This window comes from Arthrobacter gyeryongensis, from assembly GCF_039543785.1.
Lineage (GTDB): Bacteria > Actinomycetota > Actinomycetes > Actinomycetales > Micrococcaceae > Arthrobacter > Arthrobacter gyeryongensis.
This window is the reverse complement of record NZ_BAABKK010000006.1, coordinates 127,904-149,288: the sequence shown is the minus strand read 5'-3', so window position 1 is coordinate 149,288 and position 21,385 is coordinate 127,904. Positions and strand designations below refer to the sequence as shown.

Sequence of the window (21,385 nt, the reverse complement as noted above, 5' to 3'; positions counted from 1 at the left end):
GACAACCATGAATACCCTTCCCGGCTATCTTCGGCAAGCAGGAACGGCCCTGCGGTTCCTGCTCCTGGCCACCGTGGTCCTTGGATTGATCTACCCATTGGCGATATTCGCCATCGGCCAGGCCGTTGCACCCTTCCAAGCCAATGGCTCCATCGTGAGGGACTCGGCCGGTAAGCCCGCCGCTTCCGCCCTGATGGCGCAAGTCTCCGCCAACGACGCCGGCACCCAGAACCCGCTGTGGTTCCACGCCCGCCCTTCGGCGGCCAAGTGGGACCCGGCAGCGTCAACCGCCTCCAACCTGGGACCCAACGATCCAAAACTGCTCGACGCTGTCAAAGCCAATCGTGCCGCCGTTGCCGCCGCGGAAGGGGTCAAGGAGTCCGACGTCCCCGCCGACGCCGTGACGGCGAGCGGTTCCGGTCTGGACCCGCAGATCTCGGTGGCCTATGCCCGGCTCCAGGTGCCGAGGGTGGCCAAGGCGCACGGGCTGAGTCCTGAAGCCGTGCAGGCCATGGTGGACCGCCGCACAGTCACCGGACTTGAGGCCTTCCTGGGGCAGCCGTCCGTCAACGTCACGGAGCTGAATCTGGACATAGCCGCAGCGGTGCCGGCCAAGTGAAGGAAATCCGCCAAGCGAGTGTGGCCAGCTCAGCGCGGGGAACCGCCGCGTTCAACAAGTGAAAGAATGACCACATGGCACGGGCAACGCTGCGCATTTTCCTCGGGGCAGCCCCGGGAGTAGGGAAGACCTACGCCATGCTTGAAGAGGCCCATCGGCTCCGCGGGCGCGGTGAAGACGTGGTAGTGGCTTTCGCCATGGACCATGGGCGCAGCGAGACCCGGGCCTTGATGGATGGACTGGAAGTCATTCCACCGCACACGATTGCGTACCGGGATACCAGCTTTGAAGAGATGGACGTCGACGCAGTCTTGGCACGCAAGCCGCGCACCGCCGTCGTCGATGAATACGCTCACTCGAATATCCCAGGAAGCCGAAATCCCAAGCGTTGGCAGGACGTCGAGGAACTGCTCGACGCCGGTATCAACGTCCTCTCCACCGTCAACGTGCAGCATCTGGCATCCCTCGGTGACGTTGTAAGTGCCATTACCGACGTCCGGCAGGCGGAGACAGTGCCCGACGACGTCGTGCGGCGTGCCGATCAAATACACCTTGTGGACATCTCACCGGAGCTGCTGCGGCAACGGCTGGGCGACGGCAAGATCTACTCGGCGGACAAGATCGACGCAGCCCTTTCCAACTATTTCCGGATGGGCAACCTGACGGCATTACGGGAACTGGCCCTGCTGTGGCTGGCCGATCGTGTGGACGAAGGGCTCGCGAAGTACCGTTCGGAACAGGGGATCGAGGCGAGCTGGCCAGCCCGCGAACGCATAGTCGTCGGCCTCACAGGCGGCCCTGAAGGAGACGTCCTCGTCCGCCGCGCCGCCCGGATCCTCAAGCGCGTCAACGGCGGCGACTTGCTCGCGGTGCATGTCCGCGCCGCCGATGGCGTGGCGTCGGAATCTCCGCAGGCGTTGGAATCCCAGCGCCTTTTGGTCCGGGATTTGGGCGGCAGTTACCACACGGTGGCGGGGGAGGATCCGGCCAAGGCCTTGCTGGACTTCGCCCGCAGCGTGAACGCTACGCAGATCGTCGTCGGGATTTCCCGACGCCGGAGCCTCGTCGCCCGGCTGACCGGCCGGGGGATCGGCAACCGGGTGGTCCGTGACTCGGGCGATATTGACGTGCACATGGTTTCGCATCCGCTGGGTGGCCGGGGCGTCGACCGTCGGCGGCAGCGGGACCTTGGCCGCACCAGGGTGATCGTCGGGTTTGCCATGGCGGTGGTCCTTCCGGTTCTTTTGCAGCTCCTGCTGGCCGCGAGCCCTTCGCACAGCATTGCGACGGCGGTGCTCCTCCAGCTCACGGGCTCGGTTGCCGTGGCGCTGGTCGGCGGGTTGTGGCCCGCCCTGCTCGGTGCCTTGTGGAGCAGCCTGTTGGTGAACTTCTTCTCCATACCGCCCGTGGGAACCCTGACCATCAGCGACCCCGAGAACATCCTGGCGTTGCTCGTCTTCGTGGGCGTTTCAGCTGCAGTGGCCGCCGTCGTGGACGTATCGGCCAGGCGTTCCAAGGAAGCTGCCCGTGCCCGAGCCGAGGCCACCACCCTGGGGGACCTCACGCGTGGGGCATCGAGCGCCGAGGACACTGTCGAGGGGCTCTTGAAGCAAGCGCTGGATGTATTCCAGATGCGCGGGGCTGCGTTGTACAGGGCTGGCGCCGCGGGCCCGGCTGGCGTGGCGACCGGCGGCTGGCGCCTCGTCGCCAAAGCGGGAGAGGCCGCACCACTACCGCCCGACGGCGGCGAAAACACCGAACAGATCGACGCCGGAACCCGGCTGGTCCTGTCCGGCCGCATCCTGCCGGCCAGCGACCGCCGGTTGCTCAGCGCCTTCGGCGCGCACCTTTCGGCTCAACTCGAACGGCGACAACTGGCAGCCAGCCGACGGGAGGTCATGCGCTTGGCCGAGAGCAACACTATGCGAACCTCCATCCTGCGCGCCGTCTCCCACGATTTGCGGACTCCGTTGGCCGGGATCAAGTTGGCCGTGGGTGGCTTGCGGCAAAGCGACGTCCATTACACACCCGAGGAGGAACAGGAACTGCTGGCAACCATCGAGGAGTGCTCGGACAGGCTCGACGTCCTCGTGGGGAACCTCCTGGACATGTCCCGCATCACCTCGGACTCGGTGAACGCCCTCATTCGCCCGGTGCGCTGGTACGAAGTGATTCCGACCGCCCTCCATGGCATACCGCCGGGCCGGGTGCGCGTCGACCTGCCGGGAAACATGCCGGAGATCGACGCCGACTCCGGGATGCTGGAACGCGTCATTGCCAACATCGTGGAGAACGCCATCAAGTACGCTCCGGATTCCGATGTTGTGCTGGTGGGAGCCGCGGGTGGCTTCAGTTCATCGACCCTGGACGGGAGGCCGTCGGGGGAACTGCGCATCATCGACCACGGCCAAGGAGTCCCTGCCGAGAGTGTCGTCAGGATGTTCCAGCCGTTCCAGCGGCTCAACGACGTCCCTTCCACCACTGGGGTTGGCTTGGGGCTCGCCGTGGCGAAGGGATTCACGGAAGCGATGGGAGGAACGCTCACCGCGGAAGAGACTCCGGGCGGTGGCCTGACCATGGTCATTCGGCTTCCGCTGTCCACAGGGGTCGCGTTCCCGCACGAGGAGGCGCAAGCTCCCATGGAAGCGCAATCGGTTCTTTTGCAGCGCCGCCATGTGCCGCCGTCGGGCAGCCCGGATGGCGCCCCCGGGGAGGCGAGATGAGCAATGTCCTGGTAGTGGACGACGATCCCCACATCGTCAAGGCCTTGCGGATTACGCTCCAAGCCCACGGTTACACCGTGGCCACTGCGTCCGACGGCGAATCGGCCTTGCGCTCCGCCGCCCAGCACCCGGTGGGCGTCTTGATCCTCGACCTGGGTTTGCCGGACATCGACGGAACCACGGTCATCACCCGCTTGCGTGAGTGGAGCAGCGTGCCCATCCTGGTCCTCTCCGCCCGGCACGGCTCCGACGACAAGGTTGAAGCCCTGGACGCCGGCGCGGACGACTACATCACCAAGCCCTTCGGACTCGACGAGCTGCTGGCGCGTCTCCGGGCGATCCTGCGGCGCACGTCGGAACCGAGTGAGGAACCGCCCGTGCTGGTCACTGAATCGTTCACTGCGGATTTGGCCATGAGACGCGTGACGCGCGACGGCGAAGACATCCGGCTGACGCCGACCGAGTGGCGGATCCTGGATCTCTTCGTGCGGAATCCCGAGAAGCTGATCACCCAGCAGCAGCTCCTCAGCGAGGTCTGGGGGCCGGCCTACGCCAAGGAAGCCAACTACCTGCGTGTGTACATGGCGCAGCTCCGCCGGAAACTGGAACCGGAGCCCGGGAACCCGCGCCACCTGATCACCGAGGTAGGGATCGGGTACCGTTTCATGCCGTGAGCCTGGCTCTCAGGGCTGGCAGGGCGTGGTCTTCAAACTCCACAGTCCCTCCGGCATCGACGAGCTGCGCATACGCGCCGCCCGAATCGCGAAGTTGTCCGGGCGTTCCGAACTCCACGATCGCACCGCCAGAGAGGACCGCCAGCTGGTCCGCTTTCTCCACGGTGGAGAGCCTGTGGGCGATGGTGAGCGTAGTCCGGCCGACGGCCAGGCGGTCGAGCGCCGCCTGGACGTGGGCCTCGGTGGCGTTGTCCAGGGCGGAGGTAGCTTCGTCCAGTACCAGCACTTTGGGATTGCGCAGGATGGTCCGGGCAATGGCCAGGCGCTGCTGTTCTCCTCCGGAGAACCGGTGGCCGCGGGCGCCGACCATGGTGTCCAGGCCGTCGGGCAAGCTTGCGATCAGGTCCGCGATCTGCGCCGAGGCCAAGGCGCTCCACAGGACTGCGTCGTCCGCGCCGGGTGCGGCCAGCAGGAGGTTTTCCCGGATGGTGTCGTGGATCAGGTACGTCTCCTGGGACACCACGCCCACGATTTTCGTCAGGTCCTCCGGGGCGATGTCGCGCACGTCCACGCCGTCAATGGTGATCCGCCCGGCGGTGGCGTCATGTAGGCGCGGGACCAGCGAGCCCAGCGTCGATTTTCCGGAGCCCGTGGGGCCAACGATTGCGGTGCTCGTGCCGGCCGGAAGCTTAAGGTCGATGCCGTGCAGGACTTCCGTGCCGCCGTCGTACGCGAAACTGACGCCCTCGAAGCGGACCTCGCCGCGCACGGCGGCCGGGTCCAGGGGGGCGGGCCGCGCCGGGGGAGTGATCTCGGGAGCCAAGTCCAGGTACTCAAAGATGCGGCTGAACAGGGCCATCGCCGTGACCCATTGGACGCCGAGGTCCAGCAGGCTCATGACGGGGCGGAAGATGGCGCCTTGCAGCGCGGTGAACGCCACGAGCGTGCCGATGGTCATGCCGCCGCTAGTGACGGGCAGCCCGGCGGCGAGGTAGATCAGCGCCGGAATGGCCGAGAAGATGATGCCCATGGTGGACATCCGCCAGCGGCCGGCCAATTGGGAGCGCATCTCCAGGCCGATCAGCCGTTTGGAGCTTTCCGTATAGCGGTGGGCGTCGCGCTTGGTGGTTCCGAGGGTTTTCGAGAGCCGGACGCCGGACACTGACAGCCCTTCCTCGACCTGCGTGTTCATGGTGGCCAGTTCGCTCTGCAGCGTTGACGTGATGTTGCGCCGGAGCAGGGCCACCCGGCGGGTGAACCAGACAGCCGGCGGGATCACTATCAGGGACAGGAGTGAGAGCCCGGGAGAAATGGCCACCATCGCGATGGCAGTGGCAATGGCGGTGGTCAGGTTGGAGGCAACGCCGGTCGCGGTGGAGGTGATGACTTGCTGCAGGCCGGAAATGTCGTTGTTCAAGCGCGACTGCACTTCGCCGCTGCGGGTCCGGGTAAAGAATCCCAGTGATTGCTGCTGCAGGTGTGTGAACAAGCGAGTGCGCAGCGTGTGCATGATCTTCTGGCCCATGCCCGTGGTCATCCAGGTCTGCAGCACGCCAATGAGGGCGGTCGCGGCTGCCACGGCGATCAATCCGGCGGCCAGCCATACAAGAAGCGGCAGATCCTTGCCGGGGAGTGCGACGTCGATGATGTGGCGGACCAGGAACGGCTGCGCCAGGCCGATGATGCTGGAAGCGCTGATGAGAAGCACGACGGCGGCAATGGTCACTTTGTGCGGGGTGAACAGCCCGGCGATCCGTTTGAGGCTCACGGGATGCTGTTTCAACTGGGTGCGGTCGGCAGGATTGAGGCGGGCGGGGCCGCGGCCGGGACTTCGGGCTCCAACGCCCGGTCGATGGGGATTTTGGGTGAGGATGTTCTCCGTCATAAGCACCACCTCCAGTGGCGAGAGGGGCGCGGGAATCGCGCTGACTAATACAGAGGTTACCTCACTATGTGGTTACGGGTCAAATTGCTAGACTGGCAGAGTGCACTCACAGCCCCCTGATTCTGCCGACCTCGGCGATCTCTTCCATGCCGCTTTCCGGGGGCTGCGTAGGACCTGGTCCGAACAGCTGTCTCCGTGGGAGCTGACGCCGCACCAATGGCGGGCGCTTATGACGCTGATGCGCCCGGCGCCCGGTGAGCCGATGCGGCTGAAAGACCTTGCGGAACGCCTTCGCATTGCTCCGCGTTCGGCCACGGAAGTGGTGGACCAGCTCGAGGTCAAAGGCCTCGTCCGTCGCGATCCGGACCCCACGGACCGGCGTGCCACCCTCGTCGCCGCCACAGCGGACGGGCAGCAACTCTTTGCGAAGATCAGTGCTGAAAGGCGCGGCAAATCCTCCGAGTACTTTGCCCGGCTCAGCGCAGAAGATCGCGCCGAATTGGCCCGGATTCTGGGGCAGCTCAGGGACTGAAGCGAACGCCGCCCGCCTGCCAAGTTGCCGCAGAGTAGGTAGAGTCGAAGCCATGACTCGCCGGAAGGTTCCAGTTGCCCTCGTCGCGCTCCCTTTCGCGTTGTGCCTGATCGCACTTGCGCCAGCAGAGAGAGCGTGGGCCGCAAACTGCGATTCGCAAGGCCTTCTAGGTGTGGTTGGCATGTGCTCTCCCGGCAACTCCCCATCTCCCCGGCCGACGGGAACAGCAACGCCGTCCGCCACGGCCCGCCCGCCGGTACAACCGCAACCCCAGCCGGATCCCGGCGTCGCGGTTCCGTCCGGTGGCGCTTCAATGCCCTCGACGGCGGTGACCGCGCAGCCGGCCCCCACCCAGGTGGCGCCACCCGCCACAACCGTCGCTGCAGTGCCTTCGCCGATCGTTTCCAATCCGAGCCCCTCGACGCAAAACTCAGCCTCGGCGGTGGCCGCCGCCCGGATCGACCCTGGCTCGCTCGCCCAGGGCGACCATCCCCTCGCTCCAACCGTCCCAGTGGCTGGAATCCTGGTGGCCTTCGGCGGAACCCTGATTGCCGTGGGCGGAGTGGTGGGCCTCAGAAGATATCCGCCGCTCTGATCCCGGACCCCGGAGTTCATCGGGAAACAGGTAATAGCGGACCCTGCCTCATTCCAACGTGCGTTCCTAGGATTGAAAGCGAGTAGACAAGCTTTCACCGAAAGAGGGACAAATCATGGGTACTGGAGAAGGACGGGTTGCCGTCATCACTGGGGCGTCGTCGGGAATCGGGGTCGCCACGGCGCGGGCCCTGGCCGCAGACGGTTACCGGGTCGCCCTCCTCGCACGGAGGTCCGACCGGATCCAGGCCTTGGCTGATGAGCTCGGGGATGGCGCCATTGCCATTGAGGCAGATGTCACCGACCGCGGCACCATCGTGGCGGCTGCGGAGCGGGTCAAGGCAGAGTTCGGCGGGACCGACGTGTTAGTGAACAACGCGGGGATCATGCTGCTCGGCCCGTTCTCATCGGACCAGCAGGACGACTACCGCCAGATGATCGAAGTGAACCTCATTGGGGCGATCACCGCGACGGAGGTCTTTTTGGACCAGCTCCGCGATGGTGGCGGGGACTTGGTCAACATCTCTTCTGTCGCCGGCAGGACGGCCAGGCCGGGCAATGGCGTCTACGCCGCGACGAAGTGGGGAATGAACGGCTGGTCCGAATCACTCCGGCAGGAACTTCAGCCGGGGGTTCGGGTCACGGTCATCGAACCCGGGGCGGTTGCTACGGAGCTTCCGAGCCACATCACGCATGAGCAGACCCGGCAGGGCGCCGAAGCGTTGTACGGCCAGGTGACCGTCACGGCCGAGGACATCGCCGAAGTGATCGCGTTCGCAGTCAACCGCCCGCGGCACCTCACCATCAACGAGATCCTGTTGCGCCCCGCCGGCCAGGCCTGAATCGGCGGACCCGTGCGCCGCCGTCGTCGAAACTAAGGAATGGAATGGACAACAGGACCGAGGTGCAGGACTTCCTGACGTCGCGTCGCGCCCGGGTCACGCCGGAACAGGCCGGGATTCCCACCTACGGGCGTAACCGGCGCGTCAAGGGCCTTCGGCGCGAGGAAGTGGCGATGCTGGCAGGCGTGAGCGTGGACTACTACGTGCGCATGGAGCGCGGCAATATCTCCGGTGTCTCGGAGAGTATTCTCGACGCGGTCGCGCGCACCCTCCAGCTGAGCGAGGTTGAGCACGCCCACCTCTTCGATCTCGCCAACACAGCCAATAGCAGCGGGGCCCGCCGCGCACGCCCTGCGGCGCTCCACATACGCCCGGCCGTGCAGCGCATACTCGACTCGATCGCGGCACCGGCCTGGGTCAGGAACGGCAAAGCCGATTTCCTTGCCGGCAACCGTCTGGGACGGGCGCTCTACGCGCCGATCTTCGTCGATCCCCGACGGCCAGGAAACACCGCTCGATTCCTTTTCCTGAACCCACGCGCGGGGGACTTCTATCCTGATTGGCCGGAAATGGCCCGCGGCATGGTCGCAACCCTTCGCGCCGAGGCCGGCAAGAACCCCTACGACAAAGGCCTCACCGACCTCATCGGCGAACTCGCGACCCACAGCGAACCCTTCCGCCAGCTCTGGGCTTCACACGAAGTCCTCGTCCACCGCAACGGCGCCAAGCGCCTTCGGCATCCCGCTGTTGGTGATTTGGAACTCACGTACGAGGCCATGCAACTGACCACGGACGAGGGCCTCACCCTCCTCATTTATGCCGCCGAACCGGGTTCCCGGTCCGAGGAAGGGCTCCGGCTGCTCAACAGTTGGGCACCCGTGGACGGCGCTGAGGACGCTGAAGGCGGACCCTTCGCCCCCGTAAACGAATCACTAACAAGGAGAACCCCGTGACTGAACAATCCCGTGCCCAGCAACTCGTCGGAGACATCTCGCCCAAACTTGCCTCCCTGACCGACGACGTTCTCTTCGCTGACGTCTGGGAACGGTCCGAACTGGCCAAGCGCGACCGGAGCCTCATTACCGTCGCCTGTCTCGTGACGAGCGGCAGCACCGAACAGCTTTTCGGGCACCTGCGTCTTGCGAAGGCCAACGGACTGAGCGAGGCCGAATTGAGCGAGGCGATTACGCACCTGGCCTTCTACGCGGGTTGGCCGAAAGCGATGTCCGCCATGGCGGTCGCCAAGCAGGTGTTTGCCGAGTAGCCAAATTCACGTCCGGGGGCGCTTTGCGCCCTCTTTCCCTGTTGCTGCCGAAGTCAGGCCGGCGGGGTCTGCCCTTGGAGGGAGGCAATCTGTGCGCGCGCGGCTGCGATGAGCTCCTCATTCGTGTTGGCGTGCCCGTTGAGGCCCCAGCCGCCGTCGGGCGCTTCCGTGAGAAGGACCCAGGTTCGATCGGGCAGCATCGGGTCCGCAGCCGCCGCCGCGACGAGCGCGGTGAGCTGTTCGACCAAAGCGAGCTGCTTGTCACGGTCCAGGGCGCCCGCGTTCGTGAGCACCTGGACGCGCACGTAGTTGCTGTCGCCGTCGACATTCGACAGATCTCCCTCCGGGAGTTCGTGGATGAATGCCGCCGTGTTCTTGCGGAACATCGGGATATCCGGCACCTGCTCCACGCGCATCACCGTCGACGCCAGATCAACGGCGAGCTTGTGCTTGTCGGCAAAGGTCCCTGCCGTGGCGTACACGTCGATCATGGGCATGATGCTTCTCCTCTTCGGTGCAGGTCAACGGTCATTTGTTGTGCCATCCTTGCATCTTGTTCTCACTGTGTCTTCCGCTGGGCGATCATTTGCGGGTCGTCCGGCTTGACGTCCTTGGAAGTGCGGTTCTTCGGCCGGTGCGGCATGATCGGTTCGGACGCGAAGCGTCGTGGGCCGCTCCACATTGATGGCGGGGCGTCGATCGCGTAGGCGAGGGCGTATGCGACCCTTTCGTAGTTGACGCGCCAGCCTCTGAAATGGGGCCAGGCTTGCTCCGCCGTCACCTCAATCGGGTAATCGACAGTCCTCATGAGTTCCACGGCGGCTCGAAAGTCTTCGAATTTCACGTCGATTTCGGAATCTGGATCGGGGTCTTCCTCGACAGGGATACGAATAGCCCGGGCCACTTGGTTCAAGCAGGTGAACCCCATCCGAATGACCAGCCGCGCCCGGGTGCTCGGGGCGGACCCCGGACTCAGGGAAAGCTGCAACGCGGCCGCGTCCATGACGCTGACGAGGGAGTTGAGCCAGTTCGATTGCGGTGAAGGCGAACGGAACCATACCAGCGTCAGGTAGGTGCTGTGTGATTCGGCGACATCCGCGGCCCATCGTTCCCATCTTTGGTAAAGCTCGCTGAGCTCGCTGGTGCTGGTTTGGGCGGCCATGCCAAACCGTGTGCGCACCAGAAGTTCCGGTCCCCATGAGGGTGAGCCTGCCCTCGATACCAGGAGCGTTACTTCCGCCTCCCGCCTGTTGAAGGCTGCATAGAGCGTTGGCAGGTAACCGATCTGCAAAGCGATCACGATCAACCCGGTATAAGCGGCTACGTAAACCAACACTGTGTTGCCGACATTCGATGGAGCAGCGTAGCCGAGGGTGAACATCGCGGAGCCGGCCTCGCTTGCGGCTTGCCAGAGGTCACCGTCGACGAATGGAAGAAGCAGGAGACTGAACGACAAATCGAACACGATCACCCAAACCAGCAGGCGGACGAACAGCGCCATGGGAGACTGCCAGGCGAGGATCCGATCCCGTACTTCGTACGAGGTGAGGGGCTTTGTGATGACAAAGAAGATTTTCGCAGTGACCAAATGGGTCACCCGTGAAAGGTTGCTGTGCAGCGGCCGCGGCACGATCAGCGTTCCGATCACGCTCATCCAGTTCAAGAGCAACCCAAGCAACCCGACTGAAAAACACGCCCACACTAGTACTGTCAATGCGCTCTTTCGACATTGTTAGACACCAATTCAGCTATTGACCACCGGTAGGGACAAAGCTGATGAGGCTCGTATCATTCATTCCACCCTCGGATCTTGTCAAGGGTAAGGGGCTGCGCCGTACTTCGGCGCGACGTCACCAGCAAAGCATCGCCGGAGAGTTAGGGAGAAACCATCGTGGCACGCCATCTTATCCTCGGCGCGGGACTCGTAGGCGGGACGCTCGCGAGGCAGCTCTCCGCCCGTGGAGACCAGGTAACTCTCGGCACGCGCAGTGGCACAACGGTCCCCGGGGCTACTCCCGTGAAACTGGACGCGAGCAACCCGGCCGACGTGACTCGGGCTGCACACGGAGCCGACACGATCTTCGTTTGCACCAACCCGCCCTACACCAATTGGGTAGCCGATTGGCCTCCGATCTTCGACGCCGCGATCAAGTCGGCGCGTGACTCCGGGGCCGCGCTTGTGCTCATGGGCAACCTCTATGCGTACGGCCCGCCGGACGGTCCGATGACCGAGCATTCACAGCTCGCCACCACCGAGAAAAAGGGCCTCGTACGCAAGGCGGGTTGGGAGAAAGTGCTCGCCGCGCACGAACGCGGTGAAATCCGGGCCGTGGAGGTTCGGGCGAGCGACTACTTCGGTCCTGGCGCTGCGGGGATGTCGACACACCTCGGCGGTGGTTTTTTCGAACCGCTCTTGGCCTCGAAGACGGCGCGCGTCGTAGGGGACCCGGCACTTGAGCACAGTTGGAGCTTCCTCGCCGATATCGCCGCGACGCTGATCGCTGCTGCAGACCACACGGGCGATTGGGGGCGTGCCTGGCATGTGCCTAGTGCGTCCGTCCCGCGAACGGAGATCGTGCGGCGGGTAAATGAGCGGTGGGGCGTGAATGGCCGGGTCGCCTCGATCCCGCAATGGTTTCTCAGCGCTCTCGGCGCAGTCGTTCCGATGATGCGCGAGATCTCAGCTTCAAGCTACCAATTCACGATGCCCTTCGTGATCGACTCTACGGAAACGCAGAAGATGCTGGGTGTCACGGCAACACCTTGGGACGAAGCGCTGGAGGTCACGGTGGACAGCTACCGCAAGCCTCCAACACGACATCCAGTGCGGTGACTATCCAGTCCGCTCAACCGCCGCAAGAATGGCTTTCCCGAGTTCAACCGGCTTCGTGAACTGCGGCCAGTGTCCGGTGGGCAGATCCATGAATTCGACGTCGTTGATGCGCGCGAGCTCGGCCACGAAGGGATGGCCGGATTCGATCCATTCGCCGAGCAGGCTGGAGGGGAACTCGCACGCGATGATGGTGGCCGGGACGTCGTAGCGGCGCACATCGTGCAGCCGCTGCTTATCCGTGGTGACGTTCTTTGGTTCGGGGATGGCGCGTGCGCGGAAGGCGGCCCGCAGCTCGTCGTTGAGGTCCACGAGGTCCTCATTTTCGAAAAGCTCCCACGGTGGCAGGGGCACGGCATCGCCCTCGACTGGCAGCTCGTCGTTAATGACGCCGCCCTCGCCAAGGGGGCCGCTGTCAACGTAGACGGCCCGGACCACGCGGTCCGGGCGGGCGTCGACCGCGCCGTGGATGATGGCGCCTCCACCGGAGTGGCCGACCAGTACGACGGGATTGTCGACGGCGTCGACGGCCGCTACTACTGCGTCGATGTGGTCCCTGAGGCCGATGCCGGACCTCGGGGCGTCAATGGCCTCCAGCCCAGGCAGCGTGAGCGGGTGGACCGTGTGCCCCGCAGCAACGAGCGGCGGGGTGACCTCCGACCACGAAGAAGCGTCCAACCAGAATCCGGGAACCATGATGATGTCCATGCCGGTACCCTACGACGGGCCACCGACAGAATGAACCCTTCCGTTGGTCCCGCTCGCCGGAACGCGCCAACAGCTCACACTGCCGCGGTCCGGCCCGATCGAAGGAGGGGCGCGAAGAACGCGGCGAGTTCTGCCGTCGCGGTCAGGGGCAGAACGTTCGCAACGTACTGGTCTGGCCGCACCACCACGACGACGCCGCCGCGGTCCAGTCCGCGCAGCTCGAAGATGTCTGCCGAAGGGTCGGTGCCGTAGACGTTCTCAAGGTACGTGAGCTTGAACGGTCCGACCTGCGGCTTGAATGCCTCCGGCACGGCCCCGATGTCGACGCCCGTGTGCTCCTGCTGGTAGATCACCTTCACGTCGAACCACGCGTCCCGGTCGGCGCCCGACGGCGTTGCGGCCAGCGGCGAGTCCGGCGAGTTCGCGATCCACTCGGCAAAGTCGGCGACGGGTGAGGTTCCCGCTTTTGCCGTTCCCGCAGCTTCGCTTGCGTCCGCGAAGACGTAGATGCGCCACCGTCCGTCCGCCTTGGCCTGGTGGCCGAGTTGTAGCGGGTTGGTATCGCAGACGCGCACCACGGGCGCGGACTTGAAACGCTTGCCGATGGTGAACCCCGTGGCCAGGCCTTGGTGCGCGGGCTCGGCGATGAGCGGCGAGGGGGCGTAGTGGGTCATGAAGCCGGCAGGGAACTCCGCGGTGCTCACATAGAAGTTCTCCAGCTCGGTGGGATCTTCAAATTCCTCGGGCTTCTTCGCCATGAGCGTGGACCACTCTTTGTCGAAGTCGATGAGGTTCTTGGCAACGACTTGGCGCTCGGCCGAGTAGGTGGACAGGAGGCTCTCCGGGCTGCGGCCTTCGAGCACGTGCCCGAGCTTCCAGGCCAGGTTGAAGCCGTCCTGCATGGAGACGTTCATGCCCTGGCCGGCCTTCGCGCTGTGGGTGTGGCAGGCATCGCCCGTAATGAATACACGCGGTGTGCGGGTGCCGCGCTCGTCCGGCAGGAGGTCGTCGAACCTGTCGGTGAGGCGGTGGGCGACTTCGTAGACGCTGTGCCAGGCGACGTTGCGCACATCGAGAGTGTATGGGTGGAGGATGTCGTTGGCTTTGGCGATGATCTGCTCGATCGTGGTGCTGCGCACGGAGCGGTTGTCATTCCGGTCCACCTCGCCGAGGTCGACGTACATACGGAAGAGGTGGCCGCCTTCGCGCGGAATCAACAGGATGCTGCCGCCGGTGCCGGACTGGATGGCGCATTTCGTGCGGATGTCGGGGAAATCCGTGACGGCAAGGACGTCCATGACGCCCCAGGCATGGTTGGCTTGGTCGCCGGCGAGGGTGCAGCCGATCGACTCCCGCACCTTGCTCCGGGCGCCATCCGCCCCCACGACGTACTTGGCCCGGACAACGCGCTCCTGGCCTTCGTTGGGTCCGGCGGTGCGGAGAAGGGTGACGGTGACGGGGTAGTCGCTTTCACCGCTGACCTCGAGGCCGCGGAACTCGTATCCGTAGTCGGGAGTCATGCGGGTAGGGGAGTTGGCCATGAATTCGGCGAAGTAGTCGAGCACGCGCGCCTGATTCACGATGAGGTGCGGGAATTCGCTGATGTCTCCTGTCGGATCGTCGAGGGCGCGGGCGGTCCGGATGATGCGCGAGGGATCCGCGGGGTCCGGCTTCCAGAACGCCATCTCGGTGATCCGGTACGCCTCGGCAATGATCCGCTCGGCGAATCCGAAGGCCTGGAAGGTCTCCACGCTCCGGGCCTGGATCCCGTCGGCCTGGCCGATCGCGAGCCTCCCGGGGCGGCGCTCCACGATACGGGTTGTGACGCCCGGGAACTGGGACAACTGCGCGGCGGCGAGCATACCGGCGGGTCCGCTGCCCACGATGAGCACGTCGACCTCGTCGGGAAGGTCGGCGGGCCTGTCGATGCCGACGCCGGCGGCCGCTTGGACCCGCGGGTCGCCGGACACATAACCGTGGTGGTGGAACTGCATTGGCATTCCTCACTTCATCGTGTGGTTGTTCAATTATAGAACTGTGAATTCTCTATTTGAACCTGAGTTTGGATTCATACTGTACGGCAGCCGTGACGGGGGTTACAAGGTCAAGTGCGCCTGAAAAGCAGGGGTTGACGCCCCGAAGCTCCCGGGTCATAGTTATCGTATACGATTTCGTACTCGATGAGGAGTGAAACTTGGAACAGGTCACCGACCACACCCTGGCCGCGGCCCGCAAGGTCATCGCGGTGCATGTCAACTACCCCAGCCGGGCGGCCCAGCGCGGCCGTACGCCGGAGCAGCCTTCGTACTTTTTGAAGCCGTCGTCCTCGCTTGCTCTTGGCGGCTCTATGGTGGAGCGTCCGGCCGGTTGTGAACTTCTCGGGTACGAGGGCGAGATCGCCCTGGTCATCGGCAAGCCTGCCCGCCGCGTGGGCCTGGAGGACGCGTGGAGCCACGTCCAGTGGGTCACGGCCAGCAACGACCTCGGCGTCTACGACCTGCGCTACGCGGACAAGGGCTCCAACCTCCGGTCCAAGGGCGGCGACGGCTTCACCCCGGTGGGCCCCGCACTCATCCCGGCCGCCGACGTCGACCCCTCCGGGCTGCGCATCCGCACCTGGCACAACGGCGAACTCGTCCAGGACGACACCACCGAAGACCTGCTGTTCCCGTTCGCGCGCCTCGTTGCAGATCTGTCCCAGCTGCTTACCCTCGAAACCGGCGACATCATCCTGACCGGCACCCCGGCCGGCGCCTCCGTCGCCCAGCCCGGCGACGTCGTCGAGATTGAAGTCACCGGCGGCGGGCTCAGCAGCGGCCGCCTGGCCACCACAGTGACGGAAGGTACGACACCGTTCGCGGACTTCGGTGCCTGGCCCAAGGCCGATGACACCCAGCGGGAGGAAGCGTACGGTTCCCGCGAAGCCGCCGGCCTCGCCGTCGTCGTGCCTGTCCTGACCCCCGAGCTGAAGAAGAAGCTCGAAAGCGTCGCCACCGCCACACTGTCCAGCCAGTTGCGCAAGCGCGGGCTGAACAACGTGAGTATCGACGGGTTGCAGGCCACGCGCCCTGACCGTCGCGTCGTCGGGCTCGCCCGGACTTTGCGCTATGTCCCCAACCGCGAGGACTTGTTCACAACCCATGGCGGCGGCTTCAACGCCCAAAAAAGGGCCATTGACTCTGTCAACGAAGGCGAAATCCTGGTCATGGAAGCCCGCGGCGAAAAGGGCACCGGGACGGTCGGGGACATCCTCGCACTGCGTGCCCAGATGCGCGGCGCGGCCGCCATCATTACCGACGGCGGCGTGCGCGACTACTCCGCGGTGGCAGGACTGGACATGCCCACCTACTTCGCCAACCCGCACCCCGCCGTCCTGGGCCGACGCCACATCCCGTGGGACACCGACATCACTATCGCCTGCGGCGGCGCCACTATCCAGCCGGGGGACATCATCGTGGCCGACTCGGACGGGATCCTGGTGATCCCGCCGGCGATCGCGGGGGAGCTCGTGGATGAGTGCATCGAGCAGGAGAAGGAAGAGGCCTTCATCTTCGAGATGGTCAAGCAGGGCAACAGCGTGGACGGTTTATACCCGATGAACGCGCAGTGGCGTGCCCGCTACGAACAGTGGGAAGGGGCCCAAGATGACTGAAACCGCCGTCGGGAGCAAGTCCGAGCAGGCCTATGCGGCCGTCAAGGCGCGGATCGTCGAGGGCACGTACACGCCGGGTTACCGGCTGGTGTTGGCGAAGATCGCCGAGGACCTGGGTGTGAGCGTGGTTCCTGTCCGGGAGGCGATCCGCCGCCTGGAGGCCGAGGGGCTCGTGAAGTTCGAGCGCAACGTCGGCGCCACGGTCTCCGGGATCGATCCGACCGAGTATCTGTACACGATGCAGACCCTGAGCATCATCGAGGGCGCGGCCACGGCATTGTCCGCACCCCTGATCGGCGCCGTGGATATTGCCCGGGCCCGTGCGGTGAACGCTGAGATGCGGGACTGCCTGGAGCATTTCGATCCGGTCCGCTTCACGGCGTTGAACCAGGACTTCCACAGCGTGCTCTTTGAACACTGCCCCAATCCACACATCCTGGACCTCGTGCACCGGGGCTGGAACCGCCTCGCCTCGATCAGGGCCTCGACGTTCCGCTTCGTCCCCGGCCGCGCGCAGGAATCCGTGAAAGAGCACGAGGCCCTGCTTCAGCTCATCGAAAGCAACGCAGACGCCGACACCATCGAACAAGCCGCCCGCCGCCACCGCAGCGCCACCCTCGACGCGTACCTCGCCCAAAGCAAGGCGGGGTCAGTTAGCGCCCATTAAACGGTCCAACATGGGCCGTAAGTGACCCCGCGTTGCAATAGCAAAGGAGAAAACAATGACGTTCACTGCACCAGAAACCACCCACTACGTCCCGAAGGACCTTCCCACCCACATCCGGCACTTCATCAACGGCCGGTTCGTTGACTCCGTCAGCGGGAAGACCTTCGATGTCCTGGACCCGGTATCCAACGGCAATTACGCCACCGCAGCGGCCGGGCAGAAGGAAGACATCGACCTTGCCGTCGCCGCGGCCCGCGAAGCCTTCACCAATGGCCCGTGGCCGAAGATGAAGCCGCGCGAACGTGCCCGTGTCCTGAACAGGATCGCCGACGCCGTCGAAGCCCAGGAAGAACGCCTCGCCGAGCTCGAGACCTTCGACACCGGCCTGCCGATCACCCAGGCCAGGGGCCAGGCCCTGCGCGCAGCCGAGAACTTCCGTTTCTTCGCGGACCTGATCGTTGCCCAGTTCGACGACGCCATGAAGGTCCCCGGTTCCCAGATCAACTACGTGAACCGCAAGCCGATCGGCGTCGCGGGCCTGATCACGCCGTGGAACACCCCGTTCATGCTCGAGTCCTGGAAGCTCGCCCCGGCCCTGGCCACCGGCAACACCGTGGTCCTCAAGCCGGCCGAGTTCACCCCGCTCTCAGCCTCGCTCTGGGCGCAGATCTTCAAGGACGCCGGACTGCCCGACGGCGTGTTCAACCTGGTCAACGGACTCGGCGAGGAAGCCGGCGACGCCCTCGTCAAGCACCCGGACGTGCCCCTGATCTCCTTCACGGGCGAGACCACCACGGGCCAGACGATCTTCCGCAACGCCGCAGCCAACCTCAAGGGCCTGTCCATGGAGCTGGGCGGGAAGTCCCCGTGCGTCGTGTTCGCCGACGCCGACCTGGACGCCGCGATCGATTCGGCCCTGTTCGGGGTCTTCTCCCTCAACGGGGAACGGTGCACCGCCGGCTCGCGGATCCTCGTCGAACGCGCCATCTACGACGAGTTCTGCGAAAAGTACGCCGCCCGCGCGAAGAACATCGTCGTCGGGGACCCGCACGACCCCAGGACCCAGGTCGGTGCCCTCGTCCACCCCGAGCACTACGCCAAGGTGGCCTCGTACGTGGAGATCGGCAAGACCGAAGGCCGGCTGCTCGCCGGCGGCGGACGCCCGGAAAACTTGCCCACAGGGCTCAACAACAGCAACTACATCGCGCCCACCGTATTCGCCGACGTCGCCCCCGACGCCCGGATCTTCCAGGAGGAGATCTTCGGCCCCGTCGTCGCGATCACCCCGTTCGAGAACGACGACGAAGCGCTCGCCTTGGCGAACAACACCAAATACGGCCTGGCGGCCTACATCTGGACCCAGAACCTGACCCGCGCCCATAACTTCGCCCAGAACGTCGAGGCCGGCATGGTGTGGCTCAACAGCCACAACGTCCGGGACCTGCGCACCCCCTTCGGTGGCGTCAAAGCCTCCGGCCTCGGACACGAAGGCGGCTACCGCTCCATCGATTTCTACACCGACCAGCAAGCCGTGCACATCACCCTCGGCACCGTCCACACCCCGAAGTTCGGCGCCTAAGAGCGCTTCCACGCCTTTCAAAGAAGAGAGAACCCCATGACCAACTTCGTTCCCACCCCCACCGTCCCGGCCCCGGATATCGTCCGCTGCGCCTACCTCGAACTCGTCGTCACGGACCTCGCCAAGTCCCGCGAGTTCTACGTGGACCTGCTCGGCCTGCACGTGACCGAGGAAGACGAGAACACCATCTACCTGCGCTCCTTCGAGGAGTTCATCCACCACAACCTGGTCCTGCGCAAGGGACCGGTCGCCGCAGCCGCCGCGTTCGCGTACCGGGTGAAGTCGCCGGCCGAGGTGGACGCCGCCGAGGCCTACTACCGCGAGCTCGGCTGCCGGGTGGAGCGCCGCAAGGACGGCTTCACCAAGGGCGTCGGCGACTCCGTCCGCGTCGAGGACCCTCTGGGCTTCCCGTACGAGTTCTTCTACGACGTCGAGCACGTCGAACGCCTCACCCAGCGCTACGACCTGTACTCCGCCGGCGAACTGGTCCGCCTGGACCACTTCAACCAGGTCACCCCCGACGTTCCCCGGGGACGGAAGTACCTCGAGGACCTCGGCTTCCGGGTCTCCGAAGACATCAAGGACTCCGACGGCGTCACCTACGCCGCGTGGATGCACCGCAAGCAGACCGTCCACGACACCGCCCTGACCGGCGGCAACGGGCCCCGCCTGCACCACATCGCCTTCTCCACGCACGAGAAGCACAACATCATTCAGATCTGCGACAAGATGGGCGCCCTGCGCATCAGCGACCGGATCGAACGCGGCCCCGGCCGGCACGGGGTCTCCAACGCTTTCTACCTGTACATCCTGGACCCGGACGGGCACCGCATCGAGATCTACACCCAGGACTACTACACCGGGGACCCGGACAACCCCACCGTCACCTGGGACGTGCACGACAACCAGCGCCGTGACTGGTGGGGCAACCCCGTGGTCCCCTCCTGGTACACCGAGGCTTCCCTCGTCCTGGACCTGGACGGCAACCCGCAGCCGGTCATCATCCGCGAGGAAAAGAGCGAAATGGCCGTCACCGTCGGCGCCGACGGATTCTCATACACACGCCAGCCAGACGGCGGCCCCGCAGGGGAAAAGAGGGGCTTCAAGGTCGGCTCGCAGCTCTAGGTCCGCAGCCCTCAACGTATGCTGACCGCAGGATGGCCGAACGGAGTGTGGAGATGCTTGACCCGAAGACGATAGAAACCATCGCGGACGAACTACTGGAAGCGGGCCGGTCCCGGACCCCGGTTCCGCGGCTGACCGCCCGGTACCCGGAGATGACGGTGGAGGATTCCTACGCCGTTCAGCAGTTGTGGCGCCGCCGCAACGAGGACGCCGGGCGCACCCTCGTGGGCCGCAAGATCGGGCTGACGTCAAAGGCCATGCAGGCTGCGACGGGCATCACCGAACCGGACTATGGCGCCATCTTCGACGACATGGTCCTGGAAACCGGCTGCTCCGTTCCGTGGGACCAGTACACCCACCCCCGGGTGGAGGTGGAACTCGCGTTCGTGCTCAAGAAGGACCTCTCCGGGCCGGGTTGCACCATCTTCGACGTCCTGAACGCCACCGACTACGTGGTTCCGGCCCTGGAGATCCTGGATTCCAGGATCGAGATGGAGGGCCGGACTATCGTGGATACCATCTCGGACAACGCGGCCATGGGTGCCATGGTGGTGGGCGGGCGCCCGGTCCGCCCGGACGCGGTGGACCTGCGCTGGGTATCAGCGATCCTGTACAAGAACCAGACCGTGGAGGAAACCGGCGTCGCAGCCGGCGTCCTGGACCATCCCGCCAACGGGGTGCACTGGCTCGTTAACAAGATTGCTCCGCACGGTGACGGGCTGAAGGCCGGTGAGATCATTCTCGCCGGCTCGTTCACGCGCCCGCTCTGGGTGTACAAAGGCGATACCGTCCACGCCGACTACGGACCCTTGGGAGTTGTCACATGCCGGTTCGAGTAGAACCAGACCGCACGTTCCGCGAAGCCCTGGCCGCAGCGGACCGGCCCCTCGCCGGGATGTGGGTGTGTTCCGGCAGCCCGCTCATCGCCGAACTGTGCGCCGGGGCCGGGCTGGACTGGCTCCTGATCGATGCCGAACACAGTCCCAACGGCCTCGAATCCATCCTCGCCCAGCTCCAGGCGGTCCGAGGCTACCCGGTCCAGGCCGTGGTCCGACCTCCGGTCAACGACACCGTGCTCCTGAAGCAATACCTGGACCTGGGCGTGCAGGACCTGCTGATCCCCATGGTCAACTCCGCCGCGGAAGCCAAGGCCGCCGTCGCCGCCGTCCGCTACCCCCCGCACGGGGTACGGGGCGTCGGATCGGCCCTGGCCCGCGCCTCGCGCTGGAACCGCATCCCGGACTACCTCGCCCGCGCCGCCGAAACCATCAGCGTCACGGTCCAGATCGAAACCGAGGCCGCCGTCGCCGCGGTCGAAGAGATCCTGGCGGTCGACGGCGTCGACGCCATCTTCCTCGGGCCCTCCGACCTCGCGGCGTCGATGGGCCTTCTCGGCGAGCAGGAACACCCCAAGGTGCGCGCCGCCGTCGAACACTGCCTCACCGTGGCGAAAGCCGCGGGCAAACCGGCCGGCGTCAACGCCTTCAACGAAGCCACAGCGCGGGCCTACATGGACGCCGGGGCGAAGTTCGTGCTGGTCGGCGCGGACGTCGCGCTCCTGGCGCGCGGCACGGAAGCCCTCGCGGACAAGTTCGTGCCAACAGCCCCCGACGTCGGAGCGCCCTTAGGCAGGACAGGTGACACGCCGTCGAGCTACTGAACTAGGTAGGTAGTCGATACTCTTCCGGAGG

General features: G+C 65.3%; 20 protein-coding genes. 15 read left to right on the top strand and 5 right to left on the bottom strand.

All coding sequences use genetic code 11. The features are described 5' to 3' along the window. Positions 1-7: 7 nt before the first annotated feature. The 3 genes from kdpC (at position 8) to ABEA18_RS04600 (ending at position 4,016) form a co-directional block, all read left to right on the top strand. Positions 8-619, top strand: coding sequence for a K(+)-transporting ATPase subunit C (gene kdpC / locus ABEA18_RS04610; protein ID WP_345448132.1), 612 nt, complete (start codon positions 8-10; stop codon positions 617-619). 74 nt (positions 620-693) lie between these two features. Further along, entirely contained in the window at positions 694-3,342 is a 2,649-nt protein-coding gene (locus ABEA18_RS04605) for a DUF4118 domain-containing protein (protein WP_345448131.1), read from the top strand. Beyond that, positions 3,339-4,016: a response regulator gene (locus ABEA18_RS04600; protein ID WP_345448130.1), complete on the top strand. Its 678-nt coding sequence runs from the start codon at positions 3,339-3,341 to the stop codon at positions 4,014-4,016. The genes ABEA18_RS04605 and ABEA18_RS04600 overlap by 4 nt, the downstream gene beginning before the upstream one ends. On the opposite strand, the gene ABEA18_RS04595 is transcribed toward ABEA18_RS04600, so the two are convergent. Beyond that, the gene (locus ABEA18_RS04595) at positions 4,006-5,901 is read right to left on the bottom strand and encodes an ABC transporter ATP-binding protein (protein ID WP_345448129.1); all 1,896 of its coding nucleotides are present in this window, start codon (positions 5,899-5,901) and stop codon (positions 4,006-4,008) included. The genes ABEA18_RS04600 and ABEA18_RS04595 overlap by 11 nt on opposite strands. Positions 5,902-6,001: 100 nt before the next feature. Here ABEA18_RS04595 and ABEA18_RS04590 point away from each other — a divergent pair, with 100 nt between their 5' ends. The 5 genes from ABEA18_RS04590 (at position 6,002) to ABEA18_RS04570 (ending at position 9,133) form a co-directional block, all read left to right on the top strand. Further along, on the top strand, positions 6,002-6,433 hold the full coding sequence (locus ABEA18_RS04590; RefSeq protein ID WP_345448128.1) for a MarR family winged helix-turn-helix transcriptional regulator: 432 nt from the start codon (positions 6,002-6,004) through the stop codon (positions 6,431-6,433). 52 nt (positions 6,434-6,485) lie between these two features. Beyond that, positions 6,486-7,028 carry a hypothetical protein gene (locus ABEA18_RS04585; protein ID WP_345448127.1) on the top strand — a complete coding sequence of 181 codons (543 nt, stop codon included), beginning with the start codon at positions 6,486-6,488 and terminating at the stop codon, positions 7,026-7,028. A 115-nt stretch (positions 7,029-7,143) separates the two neighbouring features. Then, positions 7,144-7,869 (top strand): SDR family oxidoreductase, encoded by a 726-nt coding sequence (locus tag ABEA18_RS04580; protein WP_345448126.1) that lies wholly within the window; start codon positions 7,144-7,146, stop codon positions 7,867-7,869. 44 nt (positions 7,870-7,913) lie between these two features. Further along, positions 7,914-8,822: a helix-turn-helix transcriptional regulator gene (locus ABEA18_RS04575; protein ID WP_345448125.1), complete on the top strand. Its 909-nt coding sequence runs from the start codon at positions 7,914-7,916 to the stop codon at positions 8,820-8,822. Continuing rightward, positions 8,819-9,133, top strand: a complete 315-nt coding sequence (locus ABEA18_RS04570; RefSeq protein WP_345448124.1) for a carboxymuconolactone decarboxylase family protein — start codon at positions 8,819-8,821, stop codon at positions 9,131-9,133. Before ABEA18_RS04575 ends, ABEA18_RS04570 begins: the two co-directional genes overlap by 4 nt. A 53-nt stretch (positions 9,134-9,186) precedes the next feature. Here ABEA18_RS04570 and ABEA18_RS04565 read toward each other — a convergent pair whose 3' ends face one another. Continuing rightward, positions 9,187-9,630: a tautomerase family protein gene (locus ABEA18_RS04565; protein ID WP_345448123.1), complete on the bottom strand. Its 444-nt coding sequence runs from the start codon at positions 9,628-9,630 to the stop codon at positions 9,187-9,189. 62 nt (positions 9,631-9,692) lie between these two features. Continuing rightward, positions 9,693-10,796 (bottom strand): hypothetical protein, encoded by a 1,104-nt coding sequence (locus ABEA18_RS04560; RefSeq protein WP_345448122.1) that lies wholly within the window; start codon positions 10,794-10,796, stop codon positions 9,693-9,695. 228 nt (positions 10,797-11,024) lie between these two features. Here ABEA18_RS04560 and ABEA18_RS04555 point away from each other — a divergent pair, with 228 nt between their 5' ends. After that, positions 11,025-11,966, top strand: a complete 942-nt coding sequence (locus ABEA18_RS04555; RefSeq protein WP_345448121.1) for an NAD-dependent epimerase/dehydratase family protein — start codon at positions 11,025-11,027, stop codon at positions 11,964-11,966. Here ABEA18_RS04555 and ABEA18_RS04550 read toward each other — a convergent pair whose 3' ends face one another. Together ABEA18_RS04550 and ABEA18_RS04545 are read right to left on the bottom strand one after the other, a co-directional pair. Then, on the bottom strand, positions 11,967-12,671 hold the full coding sequence (locus ABEA18_RS04550) for an alpha/beta fold hydrolase (RefSeq protein WP_345448120.1): 705 nt from the start codon (positions 12,669-12,671) through the stop codon (positions 11,967-11,969). 74 nt (positions 12,672-12,745) lie between these two features. Then, on the bottom strand, positions 12,746-14,665 hold the full coding sequence (locus ABEA18_RS04545; protein WP_345448119.1) for an FAD-binding monooxygenase: 1,920 nt from the start codon (positions 14,663-14,665) through the stop codon (positions 12,746-12,748). Between the two features lie 200 nt (positions 14,666-14,865). Between ABEA18_RS04545 and ABEA18_RS04540 the strand changes: the two genes are divergently transcribed. Genes ABEA18_RS04540 through ABEA18_RS04515 form a run of 6 tightly spaced genes read left to right on the top strand, consistent with a single transcriptional unit; the run spans position 14,866 to position 21,354 of the window. Then, on the top strand, positions 14,866-16,323 hold the full coding sequence (locus ABEA18_RS04540) for a fumarylacetoacetate hydrolase family protein (RefSeq protein ID WP_345448118.1): 1,458 nt from the start codon (positions 14,866-14,868) through the stop codon (positions 16,321-16,323). Further along, positions 16,316-16,990: a GntR family transcriptional regulator gene (locus ABEA18_RS04535; RefSeq protein WP_345448117.1), complete on the top strand. Its 675-nt coding sequence runs from the start codon at positions 16,316-16,318 to the stop codon at positions 16,988-16,990. Before ABEA18_RS04540 ends, ABEA18_RS04535 begins: the two co-directional genes overlap by 8 nt. A gap of 55 nt (positions 16,991-17,045) precedes the next feature. Then, positions 17,046-18,569, top strand: a complete 1,524-nt coding sequence (gene hpaE / locus ABEA18_RS04530) for a 5-carboxymethyl-2-hydroxymuconate semialdehyde dehydrogenase (protein WP_345448116.1) — start codon at positions 17,046-17,048, stop codon at positions 18,567-18,569. Positions 18,570-18,605: 36 nt separating this feature from the next. Beyond that, positions 18,606-19,694 (top strand): 3,4-dihydroxyphenylacetate 2,3-dioxygenase, encoded by a 1,089-nt coding sequence (gene hpaD / locus ABEA18_RS04525; RefSeq protein ID WP_345448115.1) that lies wholly within the window; start codon positions 18,606-18,608, stop codon positions 19,692-19,694. A gap of 53 nt (positions 19,695-19,747) precedes the next feature. Next, entirely contained in the window at positions 19,748-20,533 is a 786-nt protein-coding gene (gene hpaH, locus ABEA18_RS04520; protein WP_345448114.1) for a 2-oxo-hept-4-ene-1,7-dioate hydratase, read from the top strand. Then, on the top strand, positions 20,518-21,354 hold the full coding sequence (locus ABEA18_RS04515) for an HpcH/HpaI aldolase family protein (RefSeq protein ID WP_345448113.1): 837 nt from the start codon (positions 20,518-20,520) through the stop codon (positions 21,352-21,354). Before hpaH ends, ABEA18_RS04515 begins: the two co-directional genes overlap by 16 nt. The last annotated feature ends 31 nt before the right edge of the window (positions 21,355-21,385 follow it).

What these genes read in the sequence shown, in the direction of transcription:
- kdpC (WP_345448132.1), top strand. Translation starts at nt 8, where the DNA reads ATGAATACCCTTCCCGGCTATCTTCGGCAAGCAGGAACGGCCCTGCGG.
- ABEA18_RS04605 (WP_345448131.1), top strand. Translation starts at nt 694, where the DNA reads ATGGCACGGGCAACGCTGCGCATTTTCCTCGGGGCAGCCCCGGGAGTA.
- ABEA18_RS04600 (WP_345448130.1), top strand. Translation starts at nt 3,339, where the DNA reads ATGAGCAATGTCCTGGTAGTGGACGACGATCCCCACATCGTCAAGGCC.
- ABEA18_RS04595 (WP_345448129.1), bottom strand. Translation starts at nt 5,901, where the DNA reads ATGACGGAGAACATCCTCACCCAAAATCCCCATCGACCGGGCGTTGGA.
- ABEA18_RS04585 (WP_345448127.1), top strand. Translation starts at nt 6,486, where the DNA reads ATGACTCGCCGGAAGGTTCCAGTTGCCCTCGTCGCGCTCCCTTTCGCG.
- ABEA18_RS04580 (WP_345448126.1), top strand. Translation starts at nt 7,144, where the DNA reads ATGGGTACTGGAGAAGGACGGGTTGCCGTCATCACTGGGGCGTCGTCG.
- ABEA18_RS04575 (WP_345448125.1), top strand. Translation starts at nt 7,914, where the DNA reads ATGGACAACAGGACCGAGGTGCAGGACTTCCTGACGTCGCGTCGCGCC.
- ABEA18_RS04565 (WP_345448123.1), bottom strand. Translation starts at nt 9,630, where the DNA reads ATGCCCATGATCGACGTGTACGCCACGGCAGGGACCTTTGCCGACAAG.
- ABEA18_RS04550 (WP_345448120.1), bottom strand. Translation starts at nt 12,671, where the DNA reads ATGGACATCATCATGGTTCCCGGATTCTGGTTGGACGCTTCTTCGTGG.
- ABEA18_RS04545 (WP_345448119.1), bottom strand. Translation starts at nt 14,665, where the DNA reads ATGCAGTTCCACCACCACGGTTATGTGTCCGGCGACCCGCGGGTCCAA.
- ABEA18_RS04535 (WP_345448117.1), top strand. Translation starts at nt 16,316, where the DNA reads ATGACTGAAACCGCCGTCGGGAGCAAGTCCGAGCAGGCCTATGCGGCC.
- hpaE (WP_345448116.1), top strand. Translation starts at nt 17,046, where the DNA reads ATGACGTTCACTGCACCAGAAACCACCCACTACGTCCCGAAGGACCTT.
- hpaD (WP_345448115.1), top strand. Translation starts at nt 18,606, where the DNA reads ATGACCAACTTCGTTCCCACCCCCACCGTCCCGGCCCCGGATATCGTC.
- hpaH (WP_345448114.1), top strand. Translation starts at nt 19,748, where the DNA reads ATGCTTGACCCGAAGACGATAGAAACCATCGCGGACGAACTACTGGAA.
- ABEA18_RS04515 (WP_345448113.1), top strand. Translation starts at nt 20,518, where the DNA reads ATGCCGGTTCGAGTAGAACCAGACCGCACGTTCCGCGAAGCCCTGGCC.